Source organism: Streptomyces sp. NPDC044003, assembly GCF_056435185.1.
Map to the genome: position 1 here is coordinate 208723 of NZ_JBWKFA010000004.1, position 25057 is coordinate 233779.

Here is a 25057-nt window from a genome sequence, read left to right on the forward strand (position 1 = left end):
TCCCGTCAGGCGCCCTTCTCCATGCCGGGGTCCAGCCGCTCTCGGGCGCCCTTCTCCATGCCCGGGCGCAGCCGCGCGAGCAGGGCGTACAGGGTGGCGCTGTCGTCCGCGCCGAGCGTGTCGAGGGCGCCGTGGGTGGCCTGCATCTCCTCGCGGACCCGCCGGATGACCTCCCGGCCCTCGTCGGTCGCCACGACGTTCTTCACGCGCCGGTCGGAGGCGTCGGGCTCGCGGCGCACCAGGCCGCGCCCCTCCAGGCGGTCGATGATCCCGGTGACGTTCGAGGCGTCGCAGACGAGCAGGGTCGCGAGGGCGCGCATCGGCAGCGGGCCGTTCAGCTGGGCGAGGACCTTGGCCTGCGTGGACGTCAGCCCGTGGTGGGCGGCGGCCGCGGCGAAGTCGCGCCACTGGGCCGTGCCGATGGCGGCGAGGAGCTCAAGCAGCTGGAGCTTGGTGGGCGTCGTCTCGGGGGTCGTCGCGCTCATGGTTCGAGCGTACTCAAGATCCTTGACATTATCAATTATTTACTTAAGCACCTCAAGCATTTACTTGACCTCCTCAAGCATCGGGGCCTACCTTCGTCGTATTACTTGATGACGTCAAACATCTACGACGTGAAGCACCGAGAAGGTCCCCCACACATGAGTCACGAGACCACCCCGCCCGCCGCCGATCCCCGGCGCGAGACGCTCGTCGTCTTCGCGCTGAGCCTCGCCGCCATGGTCGTGTCGATGATGCAGACCCTGCCGGTCCCGATCCTCGGCCTCATCCGCGCCGACCTGGGCACCTCGGCCGCCAACGTCAGCTGGGTCACCACCGCCACCCTGCTCTCCGCCGCCGTCTTCACCCCGCTGCTCGGCCGCTTCGGCGACCAGCACGGCAAGAAGCCCACCCTCGTCGCCGTCCTCGGCGTCATGGTGGCCGGCTCCGTCGTCGCCGCCCTGGCGACCTCGCTCCCCCTGCTGATCCTCGGCCGCGTTCTCCAGGGCGCCGCCACCGCGATCTTCCCGCTGGCCCTGTCCGTGCTGCGCGAGGAGGTCCGCCCGCAGAAGCTGCCCGGCGCGATGTCCCTGGTCAGCGGCACCCTCGCCTTCGGCAGCGGCCTCGCGCTCGTCGCCACCGGCCTGCTCACCTCCGGCTCCGACGCCGACTACCGCAGCGCCTTCTGGATGGCCACCGGCTTCGCCGCGATCGCCCTGCTCGCCGTCGTGTTCCTGGTCCCCGCGACCCGCCACAAGACCGGCGGCCGCACCGACTTCCTCGGCGCGCTCACCCTCGGCGCCACCCTGCTGCTGCTCCTGCTGCCGATCTCGCAGGGCCACGAGTGGGGCTGGACCTCCGGCCGCACCCTGGGCAGCTTCGCCGCCGCGGCCGTCATGACCGTCGTCTGGGTGTTCACCGAGCTCAAGGTCCGTGAGCCCCTCGTCGACATGCGGATGTTCGTGCACCGGCCGGTGCTCATGGCCAACCTGGCCGGCATCCTCGTCGGCTTCGGCATGTTCGCGAACTTCCTGGGCGTCTCGTACCTCGTCCAGATGCCCGAGGCCCTCACCGGCTACGGCTTCGGCGCGTCGATCCTCCGCGCCTCCGTGGAGTTCCTGCTGCCCGGCGCGATCGTCTCGCTGCTCGCCTCGCCGATCGGCGGCCGCCTCGTCCGCCACCGCGGCCCGCGCACGGCGCTGACCCTGGCCGCCGCGCTCGGCGCCGTCGGCTTCGGCTGGCTCGCCCTCGACCACGGCCACACCGCCTCGGTGATCGGTGCCGGCGTGATCGTCGGCGCGGCCGTCAGCTTCGGTTACGCGGCCATGCCCGCCGTCATCATGGCGAGCGTCCCGCACCACCAGAGCGGCATCGCCAACGGCATCAACTCGATCTCCCGCTCCACCGGCAGCGCGGTCGGCAGCGCCGTGGTCACCACGATCCTCGCCTCGCAGACGATCGAGCACCTGCCCGCCGGCGTCCCGGCCCTCCCGGCCGAGTCCGGCTTCACCCTCACCTTCTGGATCGGCGCCGCCGCCTTCGCGCTGGTCGCGGTCATCGCCCGGCTCGGCCTGCGGACCGGCCAGGCGCCCCGTACCGAGCGGGTGAGCGCACCGGCCGCCGAGACCGCCGAGACCTCCGAGAAGGAGACGGCGGCGGCATGACGAGAGGGGCGGGCCCGTCGGACGACGGCCCCGCCCCTCTTCCGTACGCCGTCGGGTCAGACGCGGTCGGCCGCGATCAGGACGTACTGGAAGGAGCCGTCCTTGTACGACTCGATGAACGCCTCCTCGATGCCGGTGACCAGCGAGGACGTGGCCCGCAGCTCCCAGTAGGGCAGGGTGTCCGGCGTCAGGTCGATGACGGCCTGCGGGACGAGCCGGTGGTCGGCCATCGCCTTCAGGTACTCACGGCGCGAGTGGATGTTGCACTCGAAGTGCGCGTTGATCTGCGAGACCCACTTCGAGGGCTGGCCGTACTTCGGGTTCCAGCAGCCGGTGATGGTCACATAGCGGCCGCCGACCTTGAGGAACCGGGAGTGCTCGGCCATCAGGTCGTCCAGGTCGACGTACATGCTCGACTCGTTGTTCCACGAGGCGGCGATGGAGCCCTTCTCGAAGGGGGTGTCGAGCATGTTGCAGACCTGGGCGTGGACGTGGTCCTCGATGCCCAGCTCCTTGGCGCGCCTGTTGCCGAACTCGGCCTGCGTGGAGGAGAGGGTGACGCCCTCGACCTTGCAGCCGAAGCGCTGGTGGGCCATGACGCTCGAACCGCCGCGGCCGCAGCCCGCGTCGACGAGGGTGTCCTCGCTGCCGATCGTTCCGAGGTGGTCCAGGAGGACCTCGGCCTGGGCCGACTCCAGGCGGTGCAGCTCGGTGATCAGCTTCTTCTCGTACTCGCTGTCCTCGACGTCCCCGAGGGAGGCGTGGTCGACGGCGCCGATGCCGTAGTGGTGGTGGTACAGACCGTCGACGTCACCGAGGCGCAGGTTCACGGGCCTGGCCTCGGCGTTCCAGTAACGGGCGATGTCTCCCTGGTACGGCGTCGCCGGGCCGGGAACGAACGCGGAGGTGCCGTTGACGGTGGGGAGCTCGGTGTTGGTCACAGATGAAATCCGTTCTTACCAGAAATCGGGCAGGCTGTAGCGGTAGGTATTGGTCTGGTGCCAGTAGTGGTTGCCGTCGACCCACACGGCCACGCCCTTCAGGAAGCGGAGCACGCTCGGGACGGGGCAGGTGGCGGCCAGTTCGGCGGAGGCGGCCTCGAAGTCGCGCATGAGGTCGTTGTGGACCTCGACCGCCTTGAGGTACCCGTCCTTCTCCGAGAGGTTCTCCCGGTCGGAGAGCACCACGGGCAGGTTCAAGTGCCGGCCGGGGCTGGCGAGTTCCTTGGTGTACGAGTACAGGTCGTTCACGATGGTGCAGGCGTTTCCGGCGAGCGCCAGGACCCGCTGCATGGCCGGCTGGGCATGCAGATCGGCGGGGAGTTCGTAGCCTCCGACGGTGTCGGTGATCGTGGGACACGGCCGGAAGTTGTTGAACTGCCGCATCACCAGGTACTCCCACACCTCGGGCGTGTGGTCCGTCTCGGCCCACGCGCCCTCGGCGAGGTAGCCCAGGTGCAGCCGGGCCATGTCGTGCCGGAACCGGTCGGCCTGGGAGGGGGTCGCCTGCCGGACGAAGTACTCCATGGCGGAGCTGTAGGCCCGCCGGGGCGCGTCCGCGTGGAGCGACTCCGCCCACTGCGGCTGGTACTCCGCCGTCGAGTACAGCGGGTCCAGGGCGGTGTGCGCGAGGAGGAGACGTCCGCCCAGGCCGATGGGCGAACCGCCGTGGTCCTCGCAGTAGATGTCGTCGACGGCGTTCTCGGCGACCATCAGCCGGGTGGCGATCATGAGGTGCTCGACGGTCGGGGCGTCCGGGTGGCAGGCGACCATGTAGCGCCCGACGGAGAACCCGTCGAACTGGCCCTCCCAGTCCTCCGGGAACAGCTGGACCTCGTCGACCGCCCAGTTCTTGATCCGGAGGCTGACCTCCTCCACCCGCACCGGGTCGGGCTCCGGCACCGGGTGCCAGTAGAGCCCCGGGATGATCAGGGCGTCCGCCGGCGCCGCGACGGGCGCCACCGGGGGTGCCGGCGGCTCCGCGCGCGGGACCAGGGACAGCCCTGCCGTACCCAGTCCGCTGGGACCGCGCAGGACCCACCCCGGGCCGGGCCGGGCCGGCGGGGCCACGGCGACGGGGTCGACGGCGGGGGCCGCGGTGGGGGCTTCCGGGTGGGGGACCGTCGGGACGGCCGGTGTCTCGGTGGGGAGGTGGGGTACGGCGTGGCCGTGGGCCGCCGCGTCGGCGAGGACGCGGGCGGTGAACGAGGCCGCGGCGCCGGGCAGGCTGGACTGCAGAGGGGAAAGCCCGGGATCGGGCATCCGTGACTCCTTGGAGAGGTGGGTGGGCCGCCCCGGAGCATCCGGGCACGCGGGCCCGTCCCGGATGGTCCGGGTGGTGGTGGCCTGCGGGGGCAGGGTCCAGGGCCTGTCTGACAATTCGCGTCGGATCAGGCCGGGTCGTCCGGTGCGCGCGAGCGGCGTGCGGCCGGGACGCCCTCGATGGGGGTCCCCCCGCTCGAGCGAAGCCGAGAGTGGGGGAGGAGCTACTTGGGCGTTTCGGCCGTGCGGCGATCGTGCGTGCCGGGCGGGCCGGACCCGACGGGGATTGTCAGACAGGCCCTAGTCGCGCCTGCGCGCGATCTGCACGTTCTCCAGTACGCCGAGCGCGTTCGGGACCAGGACGGCGGCGGAGTAGTACGTCGTGACGAGGTACGACATGATCGCCTGCTCGCTGATGCCCATGAACCGCACGGACAGGCCCGGCTCGTACTCCTCGGGGAGACCGGTCTGGCGCAGACCGATGACGCCCTGGTTGTCCTCGCCGAGACGCATGGCGAGGATCGAGCTGGTGTTCTCCTTGCTGATGGGGATCTTGTTGCAGGGCAGGATCGGGACCCCGCGCCAGGCCGGGACCCGGTGCCCGTGGAGCTCGACGGTGTCCGGGTAGAGCCCGGCGCGGTTCCACTCGCGCCCGATCGCCGCGATCGTGCGGGGGTGGGCGAGGAAGAGCTTGGTGCTGCGGCGGCGGCAGAGGAGCTCGTCGAGGTCGTCCGGGGTGGGCGGGCCGGAGTGCGGCTGGATCCGCTGCTTGAAGTCGGCGTTGTGCAGCAGGCCGAACTCCGGGTTGTTGATCAGCTCGTGCTCCTGGCGCTCGCGCAGCGCCTCGATGGTGAGCCTGAGCTGCTCCTCCGTCTGGTTCATCGGCCCGTTGTAGAGGTCGGCGACCCGGGTGTGGACCTTGAGGACGGTCTGGGCGACGGAGAGCTCGTACTCGCGCGGCTTGAGCTCGTAGTCGACGAAGGCGCCGGGGATGTCGGCCTCGCCCTTGTGGCCGGCCGACATGGCGATCTCGGCCTCGCCGTACTTGTTCTGCCGCTGGTCCGGCAGCGAGCTGAAGTCCCGGATGTGGGCCTGGAGGCTCGGCGCCGAGGAGAGGATGTTCGCGAAGTCGGCGCGGGAGAGGGTGAGCAGGGTGCCGGAGGTCTCGGCGGTCGCGGTGTAGTCCCAGCCGGCGTCGCCGTCGAGCAGGGCGTTCTCACCGAAGCGGTCGCCGTCGGCGAGCGTGGAGACCGCGACCTCGTCGCCGTACTTGCCGACGGAGGTCTGGCTGACGCGGCCGTGGGCGATGAGGTGGATCCGCTCGGCGGGCGCACCGCGCTGGACGAGCACCTCACCGGCGCTGAAGTCGCGCTGAACGCACCGGTCGGCGAGGGCGTTCAGCACGTCGACGTCCTCGAAGCCGCGCAGCAGGGCGAGTTCGCCGAGTTCGCGGGGGATGACGCGGACGCGGGAGCCGTCCTGGACGAACTCGATGCGTCCGTCGCCGACCGTGTAGCTCAGCCGGCGGTTCACCCGGTAGGCGCCGCCCTTGGTCTCCACCCAGGGGAGCATCCGCAGCAGCCAGCGGGAGCTGATCTCCTGCATCTGCGGGGCGGACTTGGTCGTGGTGGCGAGGTTGCGGGCGGCCGCGGTGCTCAGACTGGACTGCCGGGGCGGCTCCAGCTGTACGTCCGGGCGGTCGTCAACGGTCATCGAGCGAGCTCTCCTTCGCAAAGGCGGCGATCGGCGCACGGGTGCGCAGAAATCCGGTGAAAGAAGGTGAAAGGGGGGCGAAGATCCGGGAATCCGTCCAGATCTCGGGGAACAGTAACGGCCGCCGAGCCCGCCTCGCTCGAAGAGTCCGAGGGCATTACCTCCTTGCAGTGATCTTGCTCGAAACGATGTTTAAGTCGATGACCAGTATGTTCTGGCCAACCGGTCGAGAGTCGGCCAGCGACGCGCGCCGGGTCCGCCGGTTCGGTCGCCCGTTCGGCCTCCCCGGCTCAGGGGGGCGCACGGGCCCGGTCGCACGCAACCGGCCATACGGAGGAAGCGTGCGCCACCGCGTGCGCCGCGTTGACGGGTGGTCACCCCGAGAGTGGTCGCTCCGGGGGTTCTCCGGTGGTGCTCCGGGGGGGTGCTCCGGGGGGCCCTTCGGGGAGTTGGTCAGCGCCGCAGCTGTCCGTCGAGCCACTCGCGGATCTCGGGCGTCACCGGGTCGGTGATGTCGGCGAACTCCTCGTGCTTCTTGAGGAACTTCGCCACGTAGGGGCAGACGGGGACGATGCGCATCCCGGAGGCGCGGACGTCGGTGAGGGCCTGCTCGACGAGGATCGCGGCCAGGCCCTGGCCCGCGTAGGCGTCGTCGACCTCGGTGTGGAAGAAGACGCGCCGGTCGTCGCGGTCGCGGTAGGCGGTCAGGCCCGCGCGCTTGCCGTCGACGAGGATCTCGTACCGGTGGCGGGGGTCCACTCGCCGGACGACGGGGGCGGTGGCGGTCTGCTCGGTCATGGGGAGTGCCTTTCGCGAGGAGGTGCGGTTCGGAAGCGGGAAGCGCCGCGCGTCAGCGCCGCGCGGGGTTCTTGCGGGGTGCGATCCGGGCGTTGGGCAGGGCGGGGGCGGGGAGGCGGTCGCCGGGGTAGCCCTCTACCTCGCCGAAGCGGTCGGAGGCCTTCCCCCACGCGTCGCGGGCCTCGACGATGTCCTCGTGGCTGCGGCCGATGAAGTTCCACCACATGACGATCTCCTCCTCGAACGGGGTCCCGCCGAGCAGGACCAGGCGTGCGGGGGCGTCCGTCTCGTTGGTCAGGGTCAGGGTGTCGGCCCCGGTGGGGGCGTATCCCAGTTCGGCCGGGCGCAGGAGCGTGCCGCCCAGGCGGACCGTACCGGTGTCGACGAGCAGGCCGTGCTCGAAGGCGGGGTCCGTGGCGAGGGTGACGGTCGCGCCCGGGTCGACGAGGAGTTCGGCGCCGAGGAGCGGGGTGAAGGTGCGGACCGGGGAGGTCGAGCCGGCGAGCGAGCCGAGGAAGACCCGGATGTCCGCGCCGTCGACGCGGACGGTCCCGGGGGCGTGGTGCTGGAAGTCGCGGGCGGTGTCGCGGTGCTCCTCGGGGAGGGCCACCCACAGCTGTACGCCGTGCAGGACGGTGGTGCGGGCGGTGGAGACCTCGGTGTGGCTGATGCCGTGGCCGCCGGTCATGAGGTTCAGCTCTCCGGGCCGTACGTACGCGTGGCTGCCGAGGCTGTCGCGGTGCTCGATCTCGCCGCTGAACAGCCAGCTCACGGTCTGCAGCCCGATGTGCGGGTGGGGTGCGACGTCCATGCCGCCGGACTCGGCGACGTCGTCGGGGCCGTAGTGGTCGGCGAAGCACCAGGCCCCTATCAGCGTCCGGGCCCGCTGCGGGAGCGTACGCCGTACGGTCATGGCCCGCGGCCCGCCCAGCGGGACGTCCCGCGCGGTCAGGACCTCGATCTCCGTGGTGCTCATCGCCGACCCCTCCATGGAAGTAGTTCCATTTTCAACAATCATGGACGATGATAGCCCCTGCGACGGTGACACGCACGGTCGGCGGACGAGGCCATCGGGCCTCGGGAAGGAGCGCACGGTGAGCGACACGGCAGGAGCCCCTGTGGACAGGCGGGTCTACGTCGACAAGCAGAGCCCCAAGGCCTATCACGCCCTCGTCCAGACGGCCGAGGCCGCCCGCGCGACCGCCGCGGACGCGGGGCTCGACCGCCTCCTGGTGGAGCTCGTCAACCTCCGTGTGTCCCAGATCAACGGCTGCGCGTACTGCCTCGACGTGCACACCCGGGCCGCCCTGCGCGCCGGTGAGACCACCCGCCGTCTGGGCGTGCTCGCCGCCTGGCGCGACACCGCGCTGTTCACGGCGCGGGAGCGCGCGGCCCTGGCCCTCGCGGAGGCCACCACCACCCCCGCCGACGCCCTCGCCCAGGAACGCGCCTACGGCGAGGCGCGCAGCTCCCTGAACGAGGACGAGATCTCGGCGGTGATCTGGGTGGCGATCACCATCAACGCCTTCAACCGGGTCTCGATCCTGAGCAAGCATCCCGTACGGGAGGCCTCCCCCAAGGCCTGACACGGCGAAGGTCCGGTGCCGTCGGGGCACCGGACCTTCGCGTCGGGGAGGCTTGTCGGATCGGTCAGGTGGAGATCTCCGGGAGCACCCCGGTGACGGGCGCCGCCAGGTCGGTCAGCTGCCGGAGCTGTCCCAGTTCGTTCACCCGGCTGAGGCCGCCCAGCTGGCCGGCGATGCCGGGGAACTGCCCCCGGGACTCCTCGGGGATGCCGGTCATCGTGAGGGCGTCGAGCTCGCTGACGGGGTTCACCTTGGGGCCGAGCGGCCCGGTGGTGTCGGCTGCGGTCGCGGCGGACGCCGCGGAGGCGCCGAGACACGAGAAGGCGGCGGCGACGGCGAGGATCGAGGAGATGCGTCGTGTTGAGGTCACACCCTCACAACGGACGCGCCCGCCGTGGGACACGGTCGGCCCCCGCTCTCACCGTTCTCACCGTCCGAACGGGGGGTCCGCCACCTAACGACCCCGGGGGAAATTGGGGTCGGTACGTGCTGGACTGGCGGCTCGGCTGGTGTGTGATCAGCTCGCCTTGTCGTGGACGAGGACGAGTTCGGTGCTCGTCCGGCGTCGGGTGGGGCGCCGCGCGGAGCGGTCGGAGACCATGCCGGCGATCGCCAGATGGGTCTCGTCGTAGGTGTCACGGCGTCGGGTGAAGCGTTGCAGGGGCGCCCATTGCCGCAGCTCGGCGTTGGTGTGCTCGACGCAGATCCGGGCCGAGGACTGCCGCCGCCGTGCCTCGCTCCAGGCCCTCTTGTCGCCGTCACACGCGTCGTCCTTCGGTCTCTTCGGCGGGGCGGTGACCTGGTCGGGGAACTCCTTGGCCAGCCCGGCATACCCGGCGTCGGTCTGGAACCTCACCGACGGGTGAAGCCGGAACTGCTCAGCGATGCCCTCAGTGCGTACGGCGGTCTGGTCGTGCATCCGGCCGGGCCGTACGACCCCGGACAGCAGCATCCGGCCCTGCCCGTCGCTGAACGTCGTGGTCTTGATCGTGTTCTGCTTCCGCTTGCCCGAGACGAAGGCGCAGCGTCCAGGGCGGCCCGTCTGTGGGCGCCTGACCTGGGTCTCGGCTCCGTCGAGCCGCAGTTCGACGCCCTCGGCCTCGGCGTAGGCGAAGACGTCGGCCAGAGTCCGCAGTCGCACCCCGGCCCGGTCGGGCACCGCGAAGCCGCGGGCCGCGAGCAGCGGGCGGACCTGCCGGATCGCCGCCGAGACGGTCGAGCGGTCGACGTCGAAGAGCTCGGCCAGGACCTCATGCGGCAGCTGATGGCGCAGGTACACCAGTGTGAGTAGCAGCCGGTCGCAAAAGACCAGCTTCGGCCTGCGCCCCGCCCCGGCCGCCCGCTTGCGCTCACCACCCCGAGCCACGCGCAGCGTGGACTGCCGTGCCGCCTCCCACGGGCCGGCGAGTTCGGCGAGCAACTCGCCGAAGTGAGCCCGGGAGACGCCGGACAGGGCAGGATGGGAGCAGGCCGTGCGGGCCCAGGTCAGCTTCACAACTCACCCAACCCGCACCGACCTTCTCATGTCACGGTCGACTGACCCGCCGGTACCTCCCCCCTGGCTAGGGCCAGGGGGTAGTCGTAGCGTATGAACCCCTTGAAGCTCGCCACCTTGTCGTACAGTGCGCGGGCGGTGGTGTTGTCCTCCTTGGTGGTCCAGTACAAGCGGGATGCGCCCCTCTCCCGCGATGCCTCGGCCACCTGCTCGATCAGCGTCCGCGCCACGCCTCGGCCGCGCGCCGCCTCATCGACGAAGAGATCCTGGAGGTAGCAGCTGTCTTCCATCCAGAACGTCCGGTGGAACAGATAGTGCGCGATGCCGACCAGCTTCCCGTTCGACCAAGCGCCGAGGCCGTGGAACTCTGTGCGGCGCCGTAGCCGCTGCCAAGTCTCCTCGTACCCCTCGTCCGGCACCGCGGTGCGGTAGTACGCCTTGTAACCGCGCGCCAGCACTTCCCAGGCGGCGCGATCGTCCTCGCGCAACGAACCAACGCTGATCACGGCTGTCCTTCCTCGCTCGCGTGCGCGCAACTGATCTGCTCATCCGCGGGACGCAGCCTGAGAGTCGCCTTGGCGCCCATGCCGTCGCCCGTGCGCCTGCGAGGCGCCACCAGCAGGTTGAGCACGTCGTACGGATGCGCTGCGACCAAGTGAGCACCGCCACGGACACCAGCGCGTGCGCCCCACCTGGCATGCACTCCGAGCGATCCCGCAGCGTTGGCACAACCGAGGTCCACTTCGGCATCACCCACATATGCGGTTGCCTCGGCCGGAACCCCGAGCTGCCGCTGCGCCAGCAACAACCCATCCGGCGCCGGCTTGGGCCTCTCAACATCGTCGCCCGCGACGACCACGGCAAATCGCGCGTCGATTCCGGCGGCAGCGAGCATACTCAGAGCCACTCGCCGGGTGGCTGCTGTGAATACGCCAAGCCGCAGGCCCGCATCGACGAGTTCATCGAGCAAGGCCGGTATGCCAGGGAATGGCCGCAACTCGGCGATCGCCGGATCCAGGTGAGCGTGGAAGCGCTCGACCTCGGCAGGGCCGCAGCGGCCGAGAAAGTGTCCCAGAACCAACTCGGTGTGGCCGACATGCCACTCGGCGACCACCTCATCCGGCGAAACCGGCGGGCCGCCGAGCGACCGAATCGCGTCGGCGTATGCCCGGGACACCGTGGGGACGCTGTCCAGCAACGTCCCATCCATGTCGAAGACAACTGCACGCATGGCTCACGATCCTGGCCACTACGCCCCGCTCAACGCCAGGGCCAACTCCCAAGCACTGGCCACATTCAAGGGTGCTGTATCACGGCAGACCGGGACATCCCGACCGCAAATTCCCCCGAGGTCGTAAGCAGAGGGGCGAGGAAAGCGAAGAGGCTATTTCAATGGGTTTTGAGAAGGAAGCCTCTTCATGGCCTCGCCCGGGACGACCGTAGCAGTCAGGCGGGGATCAGGTCGCGCAGATTTTCGGGAGTGAGCACGCGCGAGCCCGGCGGCAGACCGGCGGGCCGGTCCAGACCGATGTACGTGACGGGTCCGTCGGGCAGCGTCGAGCCGTCCCACCAGGTCGTGGCGGTGGCGTCGGCGGCCATCAGGTCGGTGAGGTGGCGGACCGTCAGCGGGGTGCGGGCGAGCAGACCCCGGAGGAGTACCGCGACCGACACCCGGTTCTCCTCGACCCGGTTCGCCGACGGGGTGCCCCTCAGATACAGGTGCAGCCACCGCGCGCGCCAGCCGCCGTCCTCGCCGCGCTCGAAGGCGAGCGGCAGCGCGACCCGGCCGGGCCCGCGCAGATCGGACTTCATCCGGACGGTGCGCGGCTCGAACGGGCGGCCCGCCTGCTCGCTCTCGCGCAGCATGAAGCCGAAGAAGGACTCCTCGACCTCCTCGAAGTCCTCGCCGGAGAACAGGTTCACCTGCGGGACGATGTAGCTGCCGCGGACGGCCCCGAGCCGCAGGTCGATGAACTCCGAGGCGCCGTCGGGCGCGTCGGTGATGTCGCCGGAGTGCGCGCCCTCGACGGCGGTGAGGGCCGTGTACGAGAGCCAGGTGACGGTCGCGTAGTCCTCGTCCAGGACCAGCGCCGACAGGTCGTAGTCCGTACTGCGGGCGGTCTGCTTCCAGTACGTGAAGAAGCGCAGCAGCTCGCCCTCGACGGGCGAGACGGAACCGCGCGGCAGGACGCCGAGCCCCGCCGCGGTCGCCCGGCCGCTGAGCGGCAGCGCCACGTCCAGGACGGCGGGGTCGACGAGCAGGTGCCCCGGGGCGGGGAGCCGGCGCCCCGTCTCGGCGTCGAGGACGGCGCACAGGCTCTCCCGTACCGCGGGCGGCAGTGGCGGCCGGGTGTCGGCGGTGACCCAGGCGGCGCCGAGCCGGTTGACGAAGACCCGCCGCTCCCCCGCCGTCCCCGTGCGGTTCTGGACGTGCTCGCGGAGGGAGAGGAGGACACGGCCGGAGGCCTGGGGGACCGCGCTCTCGAACGCGGCGAGGACGGCGTCGAGTTCCTTCTGTCCGTCCGCCGCGCGCAGCAGCCGGTCCAGGGCGCGCAGCAGTCTGCCGGGGGCGGACGTCAGGAGTCCGGCCGCCCCGGTGACGTCGCCGCGGCCGAGGAGCTCCTCGACGCGGCTGTCGAAGGAGGGCGCCTTCCGCTCGCCCCGGGCGACGGCGAAGACCTCGGCGGCGGCCGGCCACCGCGGGTACTCGTGCGGGTGCAGCCGCTCGCCGAGGCGCTTCCACGCCTCGCGGTGCGCGGCGACGTCGGCGAGCTTCGCGGGGGCTGCGGCGACGACGGCGTCGAGGCCGCCGAGCAGGGCGCGGCGGACGGGCCGGGACAGTGCGCGGAACCGGGTCGGCTCGCGCAGGGCGACGTCACCGTCGGAGAGTGCGCAGGCCAGGCGCAGGACGTCGGTGACCGTGTCCAGGAGGAGGTCCGCGCCGGCGTCGAGACGGGCCCGGTTGACGACGGCGCGGTGCTCCCGGATCGGGATCACCTCGGGCTGGGGTCCGTCGACCCGGTGGGCGGCGAGGAGCGCGAGGTCGCTCAGGTGGTCGTCGCCGAGCGGGGTGGTGCTGCCGGCCAGGGACAGGTAGAGGGCGGTGGTCTCCTCGTCGAGGGTGCCGCCGGGGTGCAGGACCGTCATGCGGTCGCCCGCCGCGGCGATCAGTTCGTCGTGTGCGGCGAGCATCTGCTCGTACGTGTGGCGGTAGGTGCCGTACGAGGGGAGGGTGAGGAGGTCGAGCACGCCGGCGCGCAGCCGCTCCAGGACGCTGGGGCGCGCGGTGTCGTCGTCGAGGGCCTCGGCGACGCAGCGCCTCCAGAAGTCGAAGGTGTCGGGCACGTTGGCCGGGAAGTCGACGAAGTACACGTTGTGCCGGACGTGGTCGCCGACGATCTCGCGCACGGTGTCGAGGGTGCGGGCGGCGAGGGCGACGACCGTCGCCTCCGGCAGCCGGGACAGTCCTTCGAGCAGTCCGGCCGACAGCTTGAACCCGACCGACATCAGGGCGGCGTCGAAACGCCGCGCCGCGACGTCGCCGTTTCCGCTCTCGGTTGCTGCCGGGAGGGGGAGGCGATGGGTGTGACGGACGACCAGACGTTCGAGAGCGTGGACCATTCCGGCATGCTGTCAGCCCCGCACGGCCCGGTGCATGCGGATTTCGGGCCGTGGGGGCGAGCCGAGGGGCTCAGGGGGTGGTGCGGACGGGGAAGCTGAAGGTGTGTCCGTTCTCCTTGAGCCACGGGAGGACCTGCCGCAGGGCCGCGACGGTCTGGCTGCGGTCGCCGCCGCCGTCGTGGAAGAGGATCGTGGGCCCGTTGGACAGCTCGTTCTTGACGGTGTTCACGATCGAGGCGGTGCCCGGCTGCTCGAAGTCCTTGGTGTCCACGTTCCAGCCGAGCGGCCGCATCCCCGCGGCGGCGGCGAGCCGGCGGCTGTCCGGGGTGAACGCACCGCCGGGCGCCCGGTAGTACTCGACCTTCGCTCCCCCGGCGGCGTCCTCGATCATCTTCTTCGCGTCGAAGATCTGCTGCTTCTGGTACGCGACGGACTTCTTGTCCATCGTCGTGTCGTGGGTCACGGTGTGGTCGCAGAGCCGGTGTCCCTCCGCGACGACCCGCTTGACTATCTCGGGGTGCTGCTGGGCCATCGGGCCGACCATGCAGAACACGGCCTTGACGTCGTGCTGCTTGAGGATGTCGAGCATCTGGGGCGTCCAGCGCGGGTCCGGACCGTCGTCGATGGTGATGTTCACGGCCGAGCCCCCCGCCTCGGCGGCGTGCGCGATGCTCTCGGGCACCTTCTGCGGCCGCACCTGGGCCGGCTCCTTCGCCTTCCCGTCGGGCGTCTGCGAGCTCGGCGCGCCCCCGATCTTCGCGGCGGCCTCGTTGTCCATCAGCGCCGCGGCACCCCATACCGCCAGACTCAGTCCCACTGCCGAAGCCACCACGGCTATGTGCGCGGTGTACTTGCCCTGCCCCATGGAATCCCCACTCCCCGTCGGTTCCGACCGTCTCCCTGGTGAGAGGACGGTACGAGGAGCTGGAAGGTTTCACCGAATCCCGACCAACTGGCGGGACGAGGGGAGGGGGAGGTGGGGCGCGGTCCGCTGACCGCCGGTCAGCTTCCGGCGAGGGCGCGGACGATCGCCGCCGCGAAGGCGTCGAGGTCGCGCGGCCTGCGGGAGGTGATCAGGGGGTGGGGTCCTGAGGTGTCGACGACGACCTCGCGGTCCAGCCAGGTGCCTCCGGCGTTCTCCAGGTCGGCTCGGAGCGAGGGGTACGAGGTCAGTTCGCGGCCCCTGGCGAGCCCGCTGTCGACGAGGAGCCACGGTCCGTGGCAGATGGCGGCCACCGGTCTGCCGGCCTCGGCGATGGCCGCGACGAGGCGGCGCGCGTCGGCGTCGGTCCGCAGACGGTCGGCGTTCAGGGTGCCGCCCGGCACGATCACGGCGTCGTACTCCTCCGGTCTCGCCTTCGCCAGGGTCGTGTCCGGCTGCACCTCGGCGCCGGGGCGGCGGTCCGAGACGAAGGTCCGTACGGCCTCGTCCTTCTGTGCGGCGACCGTGACCCGGGCTCCGTTCGCCCGCAGCACGGCCACCGGCTTCCGCAGCTCGTCCTGCTCGGTCCCGTAGTTCGTCGTGAGCACGAGGACGTGCTGTCCGTCGAGCTTTCCTTCGGGCGACACGACGGGCCTCCTCTCCGGTGTCGTGGCCCCCGCCACTTCTGCGCCTCACCCCGCACGGGCGTCTCAAACGTCGCGTTCCGTGCCGCCGCGGTGTCCGGCCGGGCGGCGCGCATGTTCCCGGGGGAAGCGGGCAACCGCGCTCATACCGAGTTCCCGTGCCGGCACCGACCGGCCGGGCCCCGCAGGCAGCGGAGGTGCCGCCATGGTTCCCCTTCTTCTCGTACTCCTGGTGATTCTGGTGCTGTTCGGCGCGGGATTCGCCGTCGACGTCCTCTGGTACATCGCCATCGCCGTTCTGGTGCTGTGGCTGCTCGGCTTCGTGATGCGCAGCGGCAGCGGCCGCTGGTACCGCTGGTGAGTGCCGGGACCGGAGTGCGCACACCGCCGCCCCGGACGGCGTCCGGGGCGGCGGTGTGCCGTTTCCGGGCCGGGAGCCCCGGAGCCCGGTGACTCACTCCTTCTTCCGCGCTTCCGCCGCCCGGCGCCGTGCCCAGCGGACGACCAGGATCAGCAGGGCGACCAGGGTCAGCACCCACACGGCGGCGAACGCCCAGATGAGCACCGGCGCCTCGGTGGCGACGGCGAGGACGAACAGGACCAGCGTCGTGGCGCCGAGCGAGGCGACGCCGAGGGAGGAGAGGTGACGGCGGACTCCGGCGATCGAGGGCACGGACGGGCGCGGAACACGCCGCATCGTGCGCAGCCGGCGCGCGAGCGACCCGTCCCGGTTCAGCTCTTCCTCGATCTCCGCCAGAACGCGCCGCTCGTGTGCCGAGAGCCCGGCCTCGTCCATCGCGGCCACCTCCTCCCGATCCCCGCGGCCGGCGCGAGCGCGCCGTCGCTCCGCGGCTTCCCTGGGGAACCGTGTCAAACCACTCTAAGCCGGGCATCCTCACTTCAGGACGCTCACCCGACGGACCCCCGCCACCGCCCTCGCGGCTGCGACGCAGGCCCCTCGCCACCGTCGAAGGAGCCCTCATGTCCACCGCCGGAGACCGCTCCGACCTTTCCCCGTCCGCCACGACCGTCGCCCCCGGCCCGCGCCCCGGGACCGGGACGATCCCCGCCGCCGGGGCCGCGACGCGCCGCCGGGCGCTGGACGGGCTCCCCGAGCCGGCCCGGCCGACCGCCGTCTCCACGGACGACGCCCGGACCCTGTCCGTGGCGCTGTTCGCACGGCTGCGGGCGCTGGACGAGGGGACGCCGGAGTACGCGTACGTCCGCAACACTCTGGTGGAGCTGAACCTCAGCCTGGTCAAGTTCGCGGCCCGGAGGTTCAGGAACCGGGCCGAGCCCGTCGAGGACATCGTCCAGGTCGGCACGATCGGCCTGATCAAGGCGATCAACCGCTTCGACCCCGACCGCGCCGTCGACTTCTCCGCGTTCGCCCTCCCGACGATCGTCGGCGAGATGAAGCGCTTCTTCCGGGACACCAGCTGGGCCGTACGCGTCCCCCGCCGGCTCCAGGAGCTCCGGATCGACCTCGCGAAGGCCGCCGACGCCCTGGAGCAGAGCCTCGGCCGCCGCCCCGGCCGGGCGGAGCTCGCCGCGGAGCTGCACCTCACGGAGGAGGAGGTCGCCGAGGGCCAGCTCGCGGCCCACGGCTACGCGGCCCGGTCCCTGGACGTCCCCGCCGACGACGAGGACTCCGCCACCGGCGCGGGCGCCCGTCACCTGGCCGACGCGGAACCCTCGTACGAACTGATCGAGTCGCTCACGGCGCTGCGGCCGCTGCTCGCCCGGCTCGACGACCGCGACCGGCGCATCCTGGAACTCCGCTTCGGCGAGGAGCTCACCCAGGCGGAGATAGGCGACCGGATCGGCCTCTCCCAGATGCACGTCTCGCGGCTGCTCACCCGCATCCTCGGCGACCTCAGGAAGGGCCTCCTCCAGGACGGCGGCCCCTGAGGTCACGCTGCGGTGGGCTCCTCCGGGGCCGACTGGTGGACGAGGCGGAAGCGGTGGTCCTCCCGGGCCAGGACCCGGCCCTCCGCGTCGAGGAACCGGCCCTTCACCTCGTACGTGCCACAGCTCGCCCGGCCGACGGGCAGCCGCTCGGGCGGCAGGTGGATCTCGTACGGTCCGCCCGCCCGGAATCCGCCGAGCGCGGTTCTTCGGGTGCGGATCACCTCCCCCGCGTACCGCCGGGTCTCCTCGAAGACCAGGCCGTCGGCCCCTTCCGCCAGGCGGAAGGTGAGGGAGAGGCTGACCGTCGCTCCCTCCGGCAGTTCCATGGCCTCGACCGCCCGCAGGTCCGGGGACGGCGTGCGGGCGCCCCGCTCGTCCGGGGCGAGGGCCACTTCCATCAGTTCGAACAGCGCCATGACGCCCTCCTTCAGCCGGGCGGCTACCCCGGTCTGCGGATCGGTAGACGCCCCGGCTTCCACCGATCCGCATGTCAGAAACGGGTGAAACCGGGCAGAAGACAGATGAGGGCCCTCCGAAGCCGCGGAGGTTCCCGGAGCGAGGTGCAAGGAGGCGGTGAGCCCATGGAGGCTGCGAGCCGGACAGGAACGCCGAGGGCTTCGCGGGCGGACCGTCTCAGCGTGGAGACCCGGCCCGGCCGGCGCCCCGGCACCGCCGTCCTGACGCTCGACGGCGAACTCGACCACGACACGGCGGAACCCCTCCGGGAGGCACTGGAGACGAACTCCGGGGCCGGCCGCCTCGTCGTGGACTGCTCGGGACTGCGGTTCTGCGACTCGACCGGGCTGAACCTCCTCCTGAGGACGCGGCTGCGGCTGCTCGCCGTGGGCGGGCACGTGGATCTCGCCGGGCTGCGGCCGCCGGTGGACCGCATCTTCGAGATCACCGGCGCCCTGAAGGTCTTCCGGGTGTACGAGGACGTCGACGCCGCGCTCGGCGCCCCGGAGGCGTGACGGGCACAGCCGGTCTCCGGAAGACGCGCCCGGCAGGGTTCGGAGGCCCGGGGGCGGGAAGCCGCACCACGTGACCAGTCCGCGCATGCGGCCCCCGACGGCTCGTACTCGCCGCTACGAGCTGAGGGCCGACGACGGGGTGGTGCGGGAGTGCCGTGAACTCACGCGGCAGGCGCTGACGGACTGGTTCGGGACCGCGGGCGATCCCGGGCAGACGGCCGCGGAGGACGCGCTGCTGCTGGTCTCCGAGGTCGTCACCAACGCGCTCACGCACGGTGGCGTCCCGTACGAACTGCGGCTCGACCGCTCCGAGGGACGGCTGTGGGTGGAGGTCAGCGACACGAGCGCGGTACGGCCCAGGCCGCACGGCCGGCACCACGCGGGCCGCCCCTCCGGGCACGGCCTGTACCTGCTCGGACGGCTCGCGGCCGCCTGGGGCTGCGTCCCCCGGGACAGCGGCAAGGCCGTCTGGTTCGAGGTGGAGGTGCCGGCCCGGGCCCGGGCCGTCGGACCGACCTAGAGTGGAGTGGTGGTGCGGGGCCCGGCCCCGTGCACCCGCCACGATCGCCCTGTGCGAGGTCCCCATGGCAGAGCGCAACCCCCCTTCCGACACGGCGGCGCCGCACGCGGACCTCGGGGAGGACGGCCTCCGGCGGCTGCTCACCGGTCTCACCGCCGTGCGCGACGGCGATCTCTCGGTGCGGCTCCCCGACACCGGCGGCGGCATCTTCGGGGAGATCGCCGGGGTCTACAACGACATGGTCGGCCAGCTCTCGCTCGTCACCTCCGAGGTCACCCGCGTCGCCGGCGAGGTAGGCGGGCAGGGACTGCTCGGCGGCCGGATCCGCGAGCCACGCGCGCGCGGGGTGTGGCGCGAGCTGACGTCCAACGTCAACACGATGGCCGACAACCTCACCTCCCAGGTGCGGTCCATCGCCCAGGTCGCCACGGCCGTCGCCCGCGGTGACCTCACGCGGAAGATCCGGGTGGACGCGCGCGGCGAGATCCTGGAGCTGAAGGAGACCATCAACACGATGGTCGACCGGCTGTCCTCCTTCGCCGAGGAGGTCACCCGGGTGGCCCGCGAGGTCGGCACGGAGGGCAAGCTCGGCGGCCAGGCCACCGTCCACGGCGTCTCCGGCACCTGGAAGGACCTCACGGACAACGTCAACTCCATGGCCGACAACCTCACCAACCAGGTGCGGAACATCGCCCAGGTCACCACCGCCGTCGCCCAGGGCGATCTGACCAGCCGGATCGACGTCTCGGCGCGCGGCGAGATCCTCGAACTGAAGACCACCATCAACACGATGGTCGACCAGCTGTCCTCCTTCGCCGCCGAGGTCACCCGCGTCGCCCGCGAGGTCGGCACGGAGGGCAAGCTCGGCGGCCAGGCCGAGGTCGAGGGCGTCTCCGGCACCTGGAAACGGCTCACCGAGAACGTCAACGAACTCGCCGGGAACCTGACCCGCCAGGTCCGCGCCATCGCCGAGGTCACCAGCGCCGTCGCCGAGGGCGATCTGACCCGCTCGATCACGGTCGACGCACCCGGCGAGGTCAGGGACCTGCGCGACAACATCAACTCGATGGTCGAGTCGCTGCGCGCCACGACCCGGGCGAACGAGGAACAGGACTGGCTCCAGACCAACCTCGCCCGGATCACGGGCCTCCTGCAGGGCACCCGGAGCCTGCCCGAGATCGCCGAACTGATCATGGCGGAGGTGCCGCCGCTGGTCGCCGCCCAGTACGGCGCCTTCTTCCTCGCCGAGGAGGGAGAGAAGGGTGTCGAGCTCGTCATGACCGCCTCGTACGGGTCCCCCGACGCCCCGGACGCCGCACCCCGCCGGTTCCGTCTCGGCCAGTCCCTGATCGGGCAGTCCGCCCGTGACCGGCGCGCCCTCCTCGTCGAGCACGTCCCCGACGGATACGCCACCATCGCCTCCGGGGTGGGCTCCGGCGAGCCGAGCATGCTGATCGTCCTGCCGGTCGTGGTCGAGGAACAGGTCCTCGGCGCCGTCGAGTTCGCCTCCCTCCACCCCTTCACCCCGCTCCGGCGGGAGTTCCTCGACCGGTTCGTCGTCAGCGCGGGCGCCGTCCTCAGCTCCCTGGTCGCCAACCTCCGTACGGACGAGCTCCTCGGGCAGTCCCGGAAGCTCGCGGACGAACTCCGGTCCAGGTCCAAGGAGTTGCAGACCGGACAGCAGGAACTACGGCACTCCAACGCCGAGTTGCAGGAGAAGGCGGCACTCCTGGCCCAGCGCAACAAGGACATCGAGTCCAAGAACCGGGTCATCGAGCAGGCCCGCCAGGAGCTGGAGGAGCGGGCCCAGCAGCTGTCCCGCACCTCCATGTACAAGTCCGAGTTCCTCGCCAACATGAGCCACGAGCTGCGGACCCCGCTCAACAGCCTGCTGATCCTGGCGCGGTTGCTCACCCAGAACGCCGAGGGGAACCTGACGCAGAAGCAGATCGACTACGCCGAGGTCATCCACTCCGCCGGCTCCGACCTCCTCCAGCTGATCAACGACATCCTCGATCTGTCGAAGGTCGAGTCCGGCAAGATGGAGGTCCGCCACGAGGTCTTCCCGCTGCGCCAGTTGATGGAGTACCTGGAGGCCACGTTCGGTCCGGTCGCCGACGAACGGCACCTCGACTTCACCGTCACGCTCGCGGACGGCGTGCCCGAGGAGCTGCGCGGCGACGAGGCACGCATCCGTCAGATCCTGCGCAACCTGCTGTCCAACGCGCTGAAGTTCACCGACGAAGGCCGGGTGACGCTCACCGTCGAGTACGCGACCGCCGAGGAGACACCCCCCGCCCTGGGCGCCGCCGGACAGGTCCTCGCCTTCCGGGTCACCGACACCGGCATCGGCATCCCCGCCGAGCAGCTGCACCACGTCTTCGAGGCCTTCCAGCAGGGCGACGGCACGGTCGCCCGCCGGTACGGGGGCACCGGCCTCGGTCTCTCCATCAGCCGGGAGGTGGCCGGACTGCTCGGCGGAACCATCCAGGCGCAGAGCGTGCCCGGCGGCGGCAGCACCTTCACGCTGTACCTGCCCGTGCCGCGGGCCACGGAGGCCCCGGCGCCCGGCGCGGGTCCCGCCGACACGGCCCTGCCGGACCTCGGCTCCTCCCCCGCCCGCCTGCCGGGCTCGGCCGCCGGTCCGGACGGGATGGCGGGCCGGACCGTGCTGGTCGTGGACGACGACGCCCGCAACGTCTTCGCGCTCACCGAAGTCCTCGAAGGGCATGGGCTGCGCGTCCTCACGGCCGACGGCGGCCGGGCCGGTCTCGACCTCCTCGCCGCGCACGAGGAGATCGGGCTCGTGCTGATGGACGTCATGATGGCCGGGATGGACGGCTACACGGCCATCCAGGCCATCAGGAAGCTGCCGGGCCGCACGGGGCTCCCCGTCATCGCGGTCACCGCGAAGGCGATGCCCGGCGACCGGGCCGACGCCCTGGAGGCGGGCGCCGACGACTACGTCGCCAAGCCGGTCGACGAGGCCGAACTGACCGCCAAGATCCGTGCCTGGCTGACGGGTTGAGCGGCGGTCCGGAGCGGCTTCAGCCGTCCGACGGCCGGCCCCGTACCCGTACGGCGACGAGGCTGGTGTCGTCGTCGGTGTCGCCGGCCGCCCTGCCGAGCAGCTCGTCGACGAGCGTGTCCGGCGCGTGGCCCGCGAGCCGCTCCGCCTCGGCGGCGAGCCGCGCCAGGCCCTCGTCGAGGCCGTCGTGGCGGCGCTCGATCAGCCCGTCGGTGTACAGCAGCAGGGTGTCCCCGGGGCGCAGCCCGATCCGCTGCTCGTGGTAGACGTACGACGCCACGGCCCCGAGCAGGACGTCCTGGGGCGCTTCGAGGAGCCTCGCCCGGCCGTCCCTGAGCAGCAGCATGGGCAGGTGGCCGGCGCTCGACCAGAGCAAGCCGCCGTCCTGGGGGTCGTACAGCGCGCAGACGGCGGTCGCGGTGGTGCCGCCGCCGGTGCGCAGGGTCACGTCGTTGAGCCACTCCATGAGCCGTCGGGGCGAGTGGCCGGTGAAGGCGAGCGCCCGCTGGGCGTTGCGGAGGGCCACCATGCCCGTGACGGAGTCGATGCCGTGTCCGGCGATGTCGCCGACGGCGACGAGGATCTTGCCGCTCGGCAGCGCGAGCACGTCGTACCAGTCGCCGCCGACCCGGTACTCCTCGGCGGCGGGCCGGTACCGGGCGGCCACCACGAGGTTCCCGGGCATCTCCTGGAGCCCGGGCACCTCGGGCACGATCGCCTGCTGGAGCTGGAGCGCCACCTGGTGGCGCAGCTCCGCCTGGTCGTGGAGTGCGGTGAGGTGGTCGAAGGTCGCGGTCAGCGCGGCCTCGGTCCTGCGGCTGTCCGACACGTCCTGGTACACCCCGGCGAAGCCGGTGACGGTCCCCTCGGCGATGAGGGGCTCCGCCGCGACACGCACATGGCGCACGGTCCCGTCGGGGAGCACGATCCGCAGGAAGGTCTGCCCGCCCGTCTGCCGTTCGGTCAGGTTCGTCAGCAGTTCGGCGAGGGCTTCCCGGTCGTCGGGACGGATGCGCTCGCGCAGCTCCGCGAGCGGGACCGGTGCCTCGTCGGGGTCCACGCCGAAGATGGCGTACGCCTCGCCCGACCACACCGTGTCGCCGCCGGTCAGGCTGTCCTGGAAGGGGGCCACGCTCTGCAGCCGGGCGACCGCCCGGGCCGCGGCGAGGCCGGTGTCGCCCACGGTGTGCCACATCAGCAGGGCGCGCGTCCCGCCGGCGGGCAGGACGCGTACGTCGAGGAGGGGCGGGGGTTCTCCCGGCGCGGCGGCCACCGGGAGCCGGGCGGCCCGCTGGGTGCGCCCGGTGCCGAGGGCGCGGCGCGCCATGCGGGTCAGGTCGGCGTGGACGAGGGGGAAGGCGTGGGCGAGGGAGGCTTCGCCCGCGACGGAGGCGCCGCCGAGCGCGGTGGCCGCCTCCTCGTTGAGGTGCCGCACGGCCGGCGCCCCCGGCGGGCTCCGGGTGCCCCGGGCGCCTGGGGCGTCCCGCAGGTCGAGCAGCATCGCCGGTTGTGCGAGGGAGTCGAGTACGTCCACGAGGACGGGGACGGGGCTCGGTGCCGGGTCGGCGGTGTCCAGGACCGTCCCCGCCACCTCCATGAGCCCGGTGAGGGCGCGCCGTACCACCCCGTCGAGGGCCGTGGGCTCCGGCCAGCCGACGAGCGCGAGGCCGACCGTCCGGTCGCGTCGGTGGAGCGGGAGCAGGGCGCGGGCGGCGCGCGCCGTGGGTCCCGGCAGCGGCTCTCCGGCGGGCGGGCCCGTCTCCAGCCAGACCGGTGCGTCCTCGTCGAGGACGGAACGGAAGGGTCCCGGGGCGGCGGGGGGTATCCACTGCCAGGCCGCTGCCTCGGCGGCGCCCACTCCCGCGTGCCCGGCGAGCCGCAGACAGTCCAGGTCGGCGCGTCTCCACAGCCAGAGGCTGTCCGCGCCGAGCGGGGCGAGGCCTTCCTCCAGGAGGGTGCGTGCCGCCTCGCGGACCGTGTCCGCGGTCTCCGCCGCCGCGGCCGCGCGGCGGGCCCGGCGGCGCTCGGCGGGACGCTCCGCGGTGGGACCGTCGCTCCCCGACGGGACGCCCTCCGGGGGAAAGACGGTGTCTCCTGCGGCCGCGTTCACGATGTCGGCGGCGAGGTCCTCGACCGACAGGCCGGTCGCCTGCGCGAGGGCGTCGAGGTACTCGGCCGCTTCGGAGGGGGGCAGCCGCAGCTGCGCGGAGAGCACTCCGGCGGCGAGGTCGAGCAGATGGCGTCGGGCGAGCCGGTCGCGCAGCCATCGGTTCTCGGCGGCGAGCGGGGCGTGTCCGGGATCGGCCCGGGCGCCGTGCGGCGGCCCGGTGGATCGTGGAGAACCTGTCACGACGACCTCCGATCCGCCTCCGCGCGGGCGAACGGAGCGCGCGTTCGAATCCGCTCCGGATTTTACTCGCCGGTTGGACCGCCGGGCCGCTCACGGCCGGGCGGCCTCAGGCGGTATCAGGCCGTCTCAAGCCGTCCCAAGCCGTCCCAGCGGTCTCAGGCCGTCCCAAGCGGTCTCAGGCTGCGCGGGCCTCGATGAACGTCACTCCCGCCTGTCTTCCCCGTCGCTGAGCGGCAGGAGGGCGATGCACTCGGCGTCGATCCGGTCCGCGACCTCCGTCAGTGAGCCGACCAGGGCCTCGACGGTCGCCGGTTCGAGGCCCGAGTCGCGGTCGTCGGCGGAGTCCAGCCAGCGTGACGCGAGCCGCCGCAGGAGCAGGGTCACCTCGTCGGCGGGGAGCAGGAGGGGACCTCCGGGGACATGCACGAGGGACATCGACGCGTTCATGGGATCCGACCTCCGCGGTACGGGACGGGCGTCCGTCAGTGGGTGTGCGTCGTTCCGGGGGCCTTCTGGGAGGCCTCCGCCCGGACGATGACGACCGGACAGGCGGCGTGCACGGCGCACTGCTGGCTGACCGAGCCGAGGAGGAGGCTCGCGAACCCGCCCCGTCCGCGGCTGCCGACGACGAGCAGGTCGGCGCCGGCGGACGCCTCGATGAGCACCTTGGCGGGATTGCCCCGGGCCACGTGCTGCTCCAGCGGTGGGATGTCACCGCTCCGGGAGAGCACCGCGCCGAGCTCCTCGGACACCGCCTTGCGGGCCTGCTCCTCGTCGAAGGCGGCGTCCACGGGCGGCGCGGACCAGCCCGTCGCCCCGGGCACGTCGTACACCCCCACCACGTCCAGGACCGCTCCGGTCTGCTGCGCCTGCCGGGCCGCCCACCGCAGCGCCGCGTACGACGAGGGGGAGCCGTCGACTCCCACGACCACACGGGGGCTGTCGTCGCTGAAGTTCATGATCGTGCCCCTTTTCGCTCACGGTCCCGACCGGGCCCGGGGGGAGCCGGACGGAGCCGGGGCTCCGGCCCCTCCTCCCCCTCCCCTACCCGGCGCCGCGTGCCGTACGCGTGGGTCCCGGATCGCGCGGGTAG

Annotated in this window: 25 protein-coding genes; 7 read left to right on the top strand and 18 right to left on the bottom strand. The window is 72.1% G+C overall.

The window, feature by feature from the left end; translation table 11 throughout:
• Positions 1 to 5: 5 nt before the first annotated feature.
• The gene (locus tag AC07AW_RS18055; protein ID WP_478816457.1) at positions 6 to 485 is read right to left on the bottom strand and encodes a MarR family winged helix-turn-helix transcriptional regulator; all 480 of its coding nucleotides are present in this window, start codon (positions 483 to 485) and stop codon (positions 6 to 8) included.
• Positions 486 to 641: 156 nt separating this feature from the next.
• Here AC07AW_RS18055 and AC07AW_RS18060 point away from each other — a divergent pair, with 156 nt between their 5' ends.
• Positions 642 to 2144 (top strand): MFS transporter, encoded by a 1503-nt coding sequence (locus AC07AW_RS18060; RefSeq protein ID WP_478816458.1) that lies wholly within the window; start codon positions 642 to 644, stop codon positions 2142 to 2144.
• Positions 2145 to 2200: 56 nt separating this feature from the next.
• On the opposite strand, the gene AC07AW_RS18065 is transcribed toward AC07AW_RS18060, so the two are convergent.
• The 5 genes from AC07AW_RS18065 to AC07AW_RS18085 form a co-directional block, all read right to left on the bottom strand.
• Positions 2201 to 3085, bottom strand: coding sequence for a geranyl diphosphate 2-C-methyltransferase (locus AC07AW_RS18065; protein WP_478816459.1), 885 nt, complete (start codon positions 3083 to 3085; stop codon positions 2201 to 2203).
• A 15-nt stretch (positions 3086 to 3100) separates the two neighbouring features.
• Positions 3101 to 4405 carry a family 2 encapsulin nanocompartment cargo protein terpene cyclase gene (locus AC07AW_RS18070; protein WP_478816460.1) on the bottom strand — a complete coding sequence of 435 codons (1305 nt, stop codon included), beginning with the start codon at positions 4403 to 4405 and terminating at the stop codon, positions 3101 to 3103.
• A gap of 300 nt (positions 4406 to 4705) precedes the next feature.
• On the bottom strand, positions 4706 to 6118 hold the full coding sequence (locus AC07AW_RS18075) for a family 2B encapsulin nanocompartment shell protein (RefSeq protein ID WP_478816461.1): 1413 nt from the start codon (positions 6116 to 6118) through the stop codon (positions 4706 to 4708).
• 453 nt (positions 6119 to 6571) lie between these two features.
• On the bottom strand, positions 6572 to 6916 hold the full coding sequence (locus AC07AW_RS18080) for a GNAT family N-acetyltransferase (protein ID WP_478816462.1): 345 nt from the start codon (positions 6914 to 6916) through the stop codon (positions 6572 to 6574).
• Positions 6917 to 6968: 52 nt separating this feature from the next.
• Positions 6969 to 7892 (bottom strand): pirin family protein, encoded by a 924-nt coding sequence (locus tag AC07AW_RS18085; RefSeq protein ID WP_478816463.1) that lies wholly within the window; start codon positions 7890 to 7892, stop codon positions 6969 to 6971.
• Positions 7893 to 8010: 118 nt separating this feature from the next.
• On the opposite strand from AC07AW_RS18085, the gene AC07AW_RS18090 reads away from it, so the two are divergent.
• On the top strand, positions 8011 to 8502 hold the full coding sequence (locus AC07AW_RS18090; protein ID WP_478816464.1) for a carboxymuconolactone decarboxylase family protein: 492 nt from the start codon (positions 8011 to 8013) through the stop codon (positions 8500 to 8502).
• 64 nt (positions 8503 to 8566) lie between these two features.
• Here the strand turns inward: AC07AW_RS18090 and AC07AW_RS18095 are convergent, their stop codons facing one another.
• The 7 genes from AC07AW_RS18095 to AC07AW_RS18125 all read right to left on the bottom strand — a co-directional run bounded on the left by AC07AW_RS18095 (position 8567) and on the right by AC07AW_RS18125 (position 15187).
• On the bottom strand, positions 8567 to 8872 hold the full coding sequence (locus tag AC07AW_RS18095; protein ID WP_478816465.1) for a hypothetical protein: 306 nt from the start codon (positions 8870 to 8872) through the stop codon (positions 8567 to 8569).
• A gap of 147 nt (positions 8873 to 9019) precedes the next feature.
• Entirely contained in the window at positions 9020 to 9997 is a 978-nt protein-coding gene (locus tag AC07AW_RS18100) for a transposase (RefSeq protein ID WP_478816466.1), read from the bottom strand.
• A gap of 26 nt (positions 9998 to 10023) precedes the next feature.
• Entirely contained in the window at positions 10024 to 10503 is a 480-nt protein-coding gene (locus AC07AW_RS18105; RefSeq protein ID WP_478816467.1) for an N-acetyltransferase family protein, read from the bottom strand.
• On the bottom strand, positions 10500 to 11228 hold the full coding sequence (locus tag AC07AW_RS18110) for an HAD family hydrolase (protein WP_478816468.1): 729 nt from the start codon (positions 11226 to 11228) through the stop codon (positions 10500 to 10502). The genes AC07AW_RS18105 and AC07AW_RS18110 overlap by 4 nt, the downstream gene beginning before the upstream one ends.
• A 215-nt stretch (positions 11229 to 11443) precedes the next feature.
• Positions 11444 to 13618, bottom strand: a complete 2175-nt coding sequence (locus AC07AW_RS18115) for a TerD family protein (RefSeq protein ID WP_478816469.1) — start codon at positions 13616 to 13618, stop codon at positions 11444 to 11446.
• Positions 13619 to 13688: 70 nt separating this feature from the next.
• The gene (locus AC07AW_RS18120; protein ID WP_478816470.1) at positions 13689 to 14483 is read right to left on the bottom strand and encodes a polysaccharide deacetylase family protein; all 795 of its coding nucleotides are present in this window, start codon (positions 14481 to 14483) and stop codon (positions 13689 to 13691) included.
• Positions 14484 to 14620: 137 nt separating this feature from the next.
• Complete coding sequence (locus AC07AW_RS18125; protein ID WP_478816471.1) at positions 14621 to 15187, bottom strand: type 1 glutamine amidotransferase domain-containing protein; 567 nt, start codon at positions 15185 to 15187, stop codon at positions 14621 to 14623.
• A gap of 202 nt (positions 15188 to 15389) precedes the next feature.
• Here AC07AW_RS18125 and AC07AW_RS18130 point away from each other — a divergent pair, with 202 nt between their 5' ends.
• Positions 15390 to 15545: a hydrophobic protein gene (locus AC07AW_RS18130; RefSeq protein ID WP_478816472.1), complete on the top strand. Its 156-nt coding sequence runs from the start codon at positions 15390 to 15392 to the stop codon at positions 15543 to 15545.
• A 93-nt stretch (positions 15546 to 15638) separates the two neighbouring features.
• Here the strand turns inward: AC07AW_RS18130 and AC07AW_RS18135 are convergent, their stop codons facing one another.
• Positions 15639 to 15980 (bottom strand): DUF3040 domain-containing protein, encoded by a 342-nt coding sequence (locus AC07AW_RS18135; RefSeq protein WP_478816473.1) that lies wholly within the window; start codon positions 15978 to 15980, stop codon positions 15639 to 15641.
• Between the two features lie 185 nt (positions 15981 to 16165).
• Here AC07AW_RS18135 and AC07AW_RS18140 point away from each other — a divergent pair, with 185 nt between their 5' ends.
• The gene (locus tag AC07AW_RS18140; RefSeq protein WP_478816474.1) at positions 16166 to 17095 is read left to right on the top strand and encodes a SigB/SigF/SigG family RNA polymerase sigma factor; all 930 of its coding nucleotides are present in this window, start codon (positions 16166 to 16168) and stop codon (positions 17093 to 17095) included.
• A 2-nt stretch (positions 17096 to 17097) separates the two neighbouring features.
• On the opposite strand, the gene AC07AW_RS18145 is transcribed toward AC07AW_RS18140, so the two are convergent.
• Entirely contained in the window at positions 17098 to 17511 is a 414-nt protein-coding gene (locus AC07AW_RS18145) for a hypothetical protein (protein ID WP_478816475.1), read from the bottom strand.
• Between the two features lie 222 nt (positions 17512 to 17733).
• On the opposite strand from AC07AW_RS18145, the gene AC07AW_RS18150 reads away from it, so the two are divergent.
• The 3 genes from AC07AW_RS18150 (at position 17734) to AC07AW_RS18160 (ending at position 21614) form a co-directional block, all read left to right on the top strand.
• A complete protein-coding gene (locus AC07AW_RS18150) occupies positions 17734 to 18066 on the top strand; it encodes an STAS domain-containing protein (RefSeq protein WP_478816476.1) in 333 nt (110 codons plus the stop codon).
• Positions 18067 to 18136: 70 nt separating this feature from the next.
• Positions 18137 to 18586, top strand: a complete 450-nt coding sequence (locus AC07AW_RS18155) for an ATP-binding protein (RefSeq protein WP_478816477.1) — start codon at positions 18137 to 18139, stop codon at positions 18584 to 18586.
• A 64-nt stretch (positions 18587 to 18650) separates the two neighbouring features.
• Complete coding sequence (locus AC07AW_RS18160) at positions 18651 to 21614, top strand: hybrid sensor histidine kinase/response regulator (RefSeq protein ID WP_478816478.1); 2964 nt, start codon at positions 18651 to 18653, stop codon at positions 21612 to 21614.
• Between the two features lie 19 nt (positions 21615 to 21633).
• Here the strand turns inward: AC07AW_RS18160 and AC07AW_RS18165 are convergent, their stop codons facing one another.
• From AC07AW_RS18165 to AC07AW_RS18175, 3 genes are all read right to left on the bottom strand, one after another.
• On the bottom strand, positions 21634 to 23964 hold the full coding sequence (locus tag AC07AW_RS18165; protein WP_478816479.1) for a SpoIIE family protein phosphatase: 2331 nt from the start codon (positions 23962 to 23964) through the stop codon (positions 21634 to 21636).
• A gap of 201 nt (positions 23965 to 24165) precedes the next feature.
• Positions 24166 to 24411, bottom strand: coding sequence for a DUF6213 family protein (locus tag AC07AW_RS18170; protein ID WP_478816480.1), 246 nt, complete (start codon positions 24409 to 24411; stop codon positions 24166 to 24168).
• A gap of 35 nt (positions 24412 to 24446) precedes the next feature.
• Positions 24447 to 24923: a universal stress protein gene (locus AC07AW_RS18175; RefSeq protein WP_478816481.1), complete on the bottom strand. Its 477-nt coding sequence runs from the start codon at positions 24921 to 24923 to the stop codon at positions 24447 to 24449.
• Positions 24924 to 25057 lie beyond the last annotated feature (134 nt).

What these genes read in the sequence shown, in the direction of transcription:
- AC07AW_RS18075 (WP_478816461.1), bottom strand. Translation starts at nt 6,118, where the DNA reads ATGACCGTTGACGACCGCCCGGACGTACAGCTGGAGCCGCCCCGGCAG.
- AC07AW_RS18060 (WP_478816458.1), top strand. Translation starts at nt 642, where the DNA reads ATGAGTCACGAGACCACCCCGCCCGCCGCCGATCCCCGGCGCGAGACG.
- AC07AW_RS18145 (WP_478816475.1), bottom strand. Translation starts at nt 17,511, where the DNA reads ATGGCGCTGTTCGAACTGATGGAAGTGGCCCTCGCCCCGGACGAGCGG.
- AC07AW_RS18115 (WP_478816469.1), bottom strand. Translation starts at nt 13,618, where the DNA reads ATGGTCCACGCTCTCGAACGTCTGGTCGTCCGTCACACCCATCGCCTC.
- AC07AW_RS18160 (WP_478816478.1), top strand. Translation starts at nt 18,651, where the DNA reads ATGGCAGAGCGCAACCCCCCTTCCGACACGGCGGCGCCGCACGCGGAC.
- AC07AW_RS18120 (WP_478816470.1), bottom strand. Translation starts at nt 14,483, where the DNA reads ATGGGGCAGGGCAAGTACACCGCGCACATAGCCGTGGTGGCTTCGGCA.
- AC07AW_RS18175 (WP_478816481.1), bottom strand. Translation starts at nt 24,923, where the DNA reads ATGAACTTCAGCGACGACAGCCCCCGTGTGGTCGTGGGAGTCGACGGC.
- AC07AW_RS18135 (WP_478816473.1), bottom strand. Translation starts at nt 15,980, where the DNA reads ATGGACGAGGCCGGGCTCTCGGCACACGAGCGGCGCGTTCTGGCGGAG.
- AC07AW_RS18170 (WP_478816480.1), bottom strand. Translation starts at nt 24,411, where the DNA reads ATGAACGCGTCGATGTCCCTCGTGCATGTCCCCGGAGGTCCCCTCCTG.
- AC07AW_RS18070 (WP_478816460.1), bottom strand. Translation starts at nt 4,405, where the DNA reads ATGCCCGATCCCGGGCTTTCCCCTCTGCAGTCCAGCCTGCCCGGCGCC.
- AC07AW_RS18110 (WP_478816468.1), bottom strand. Translation starts at nt 11,228, where the DNA reads ATGCGTGCAGTTGTCTTCGACATGGATGGGACGTTGCTGGACAGCGTC.
- AC07AW_RS18130 (WP_478816472.1), top strand. Translation starts at nt 15,390, where the DNA reads ATGGTTCCCCTTCTTCTCGTACTCCTGGTGATTCTGGTGCTGTTCGGC.
- AC07AW_RS18055 (WP_478816457.1), bottom strand. Translation starts at nt 485, where the DNA reads ATGAGCGCGACGACCCCCGAGACGACGCCCACCAAGCTCCAGCTGCTT.
- AC07AW_RS18080 (WP_478816462.1), bottom strand. Translation starts at nt 6,916, where the DNA reads ATGACCGAGCAGACCGCCACCGCCCCCGTCGTCCGGCGAGTGGACCCC.
- AC07AW_RS18085 (WP_478816463.1), bottom strand. Translation starts at nt 7,892, where the DNA reads ATGAGCACCACGGAGATCGAGGTCCTGACCGCGCGGGACGTCCCGCTG.
- AC07AW_RS18140 (WP_478816474.1), top strand. Translation starts at nt 16,166, where the DNA reads ATGTCCACCGCCGGAGACCGCTCCGACCTTTCCCCGTCCGCCACGACC.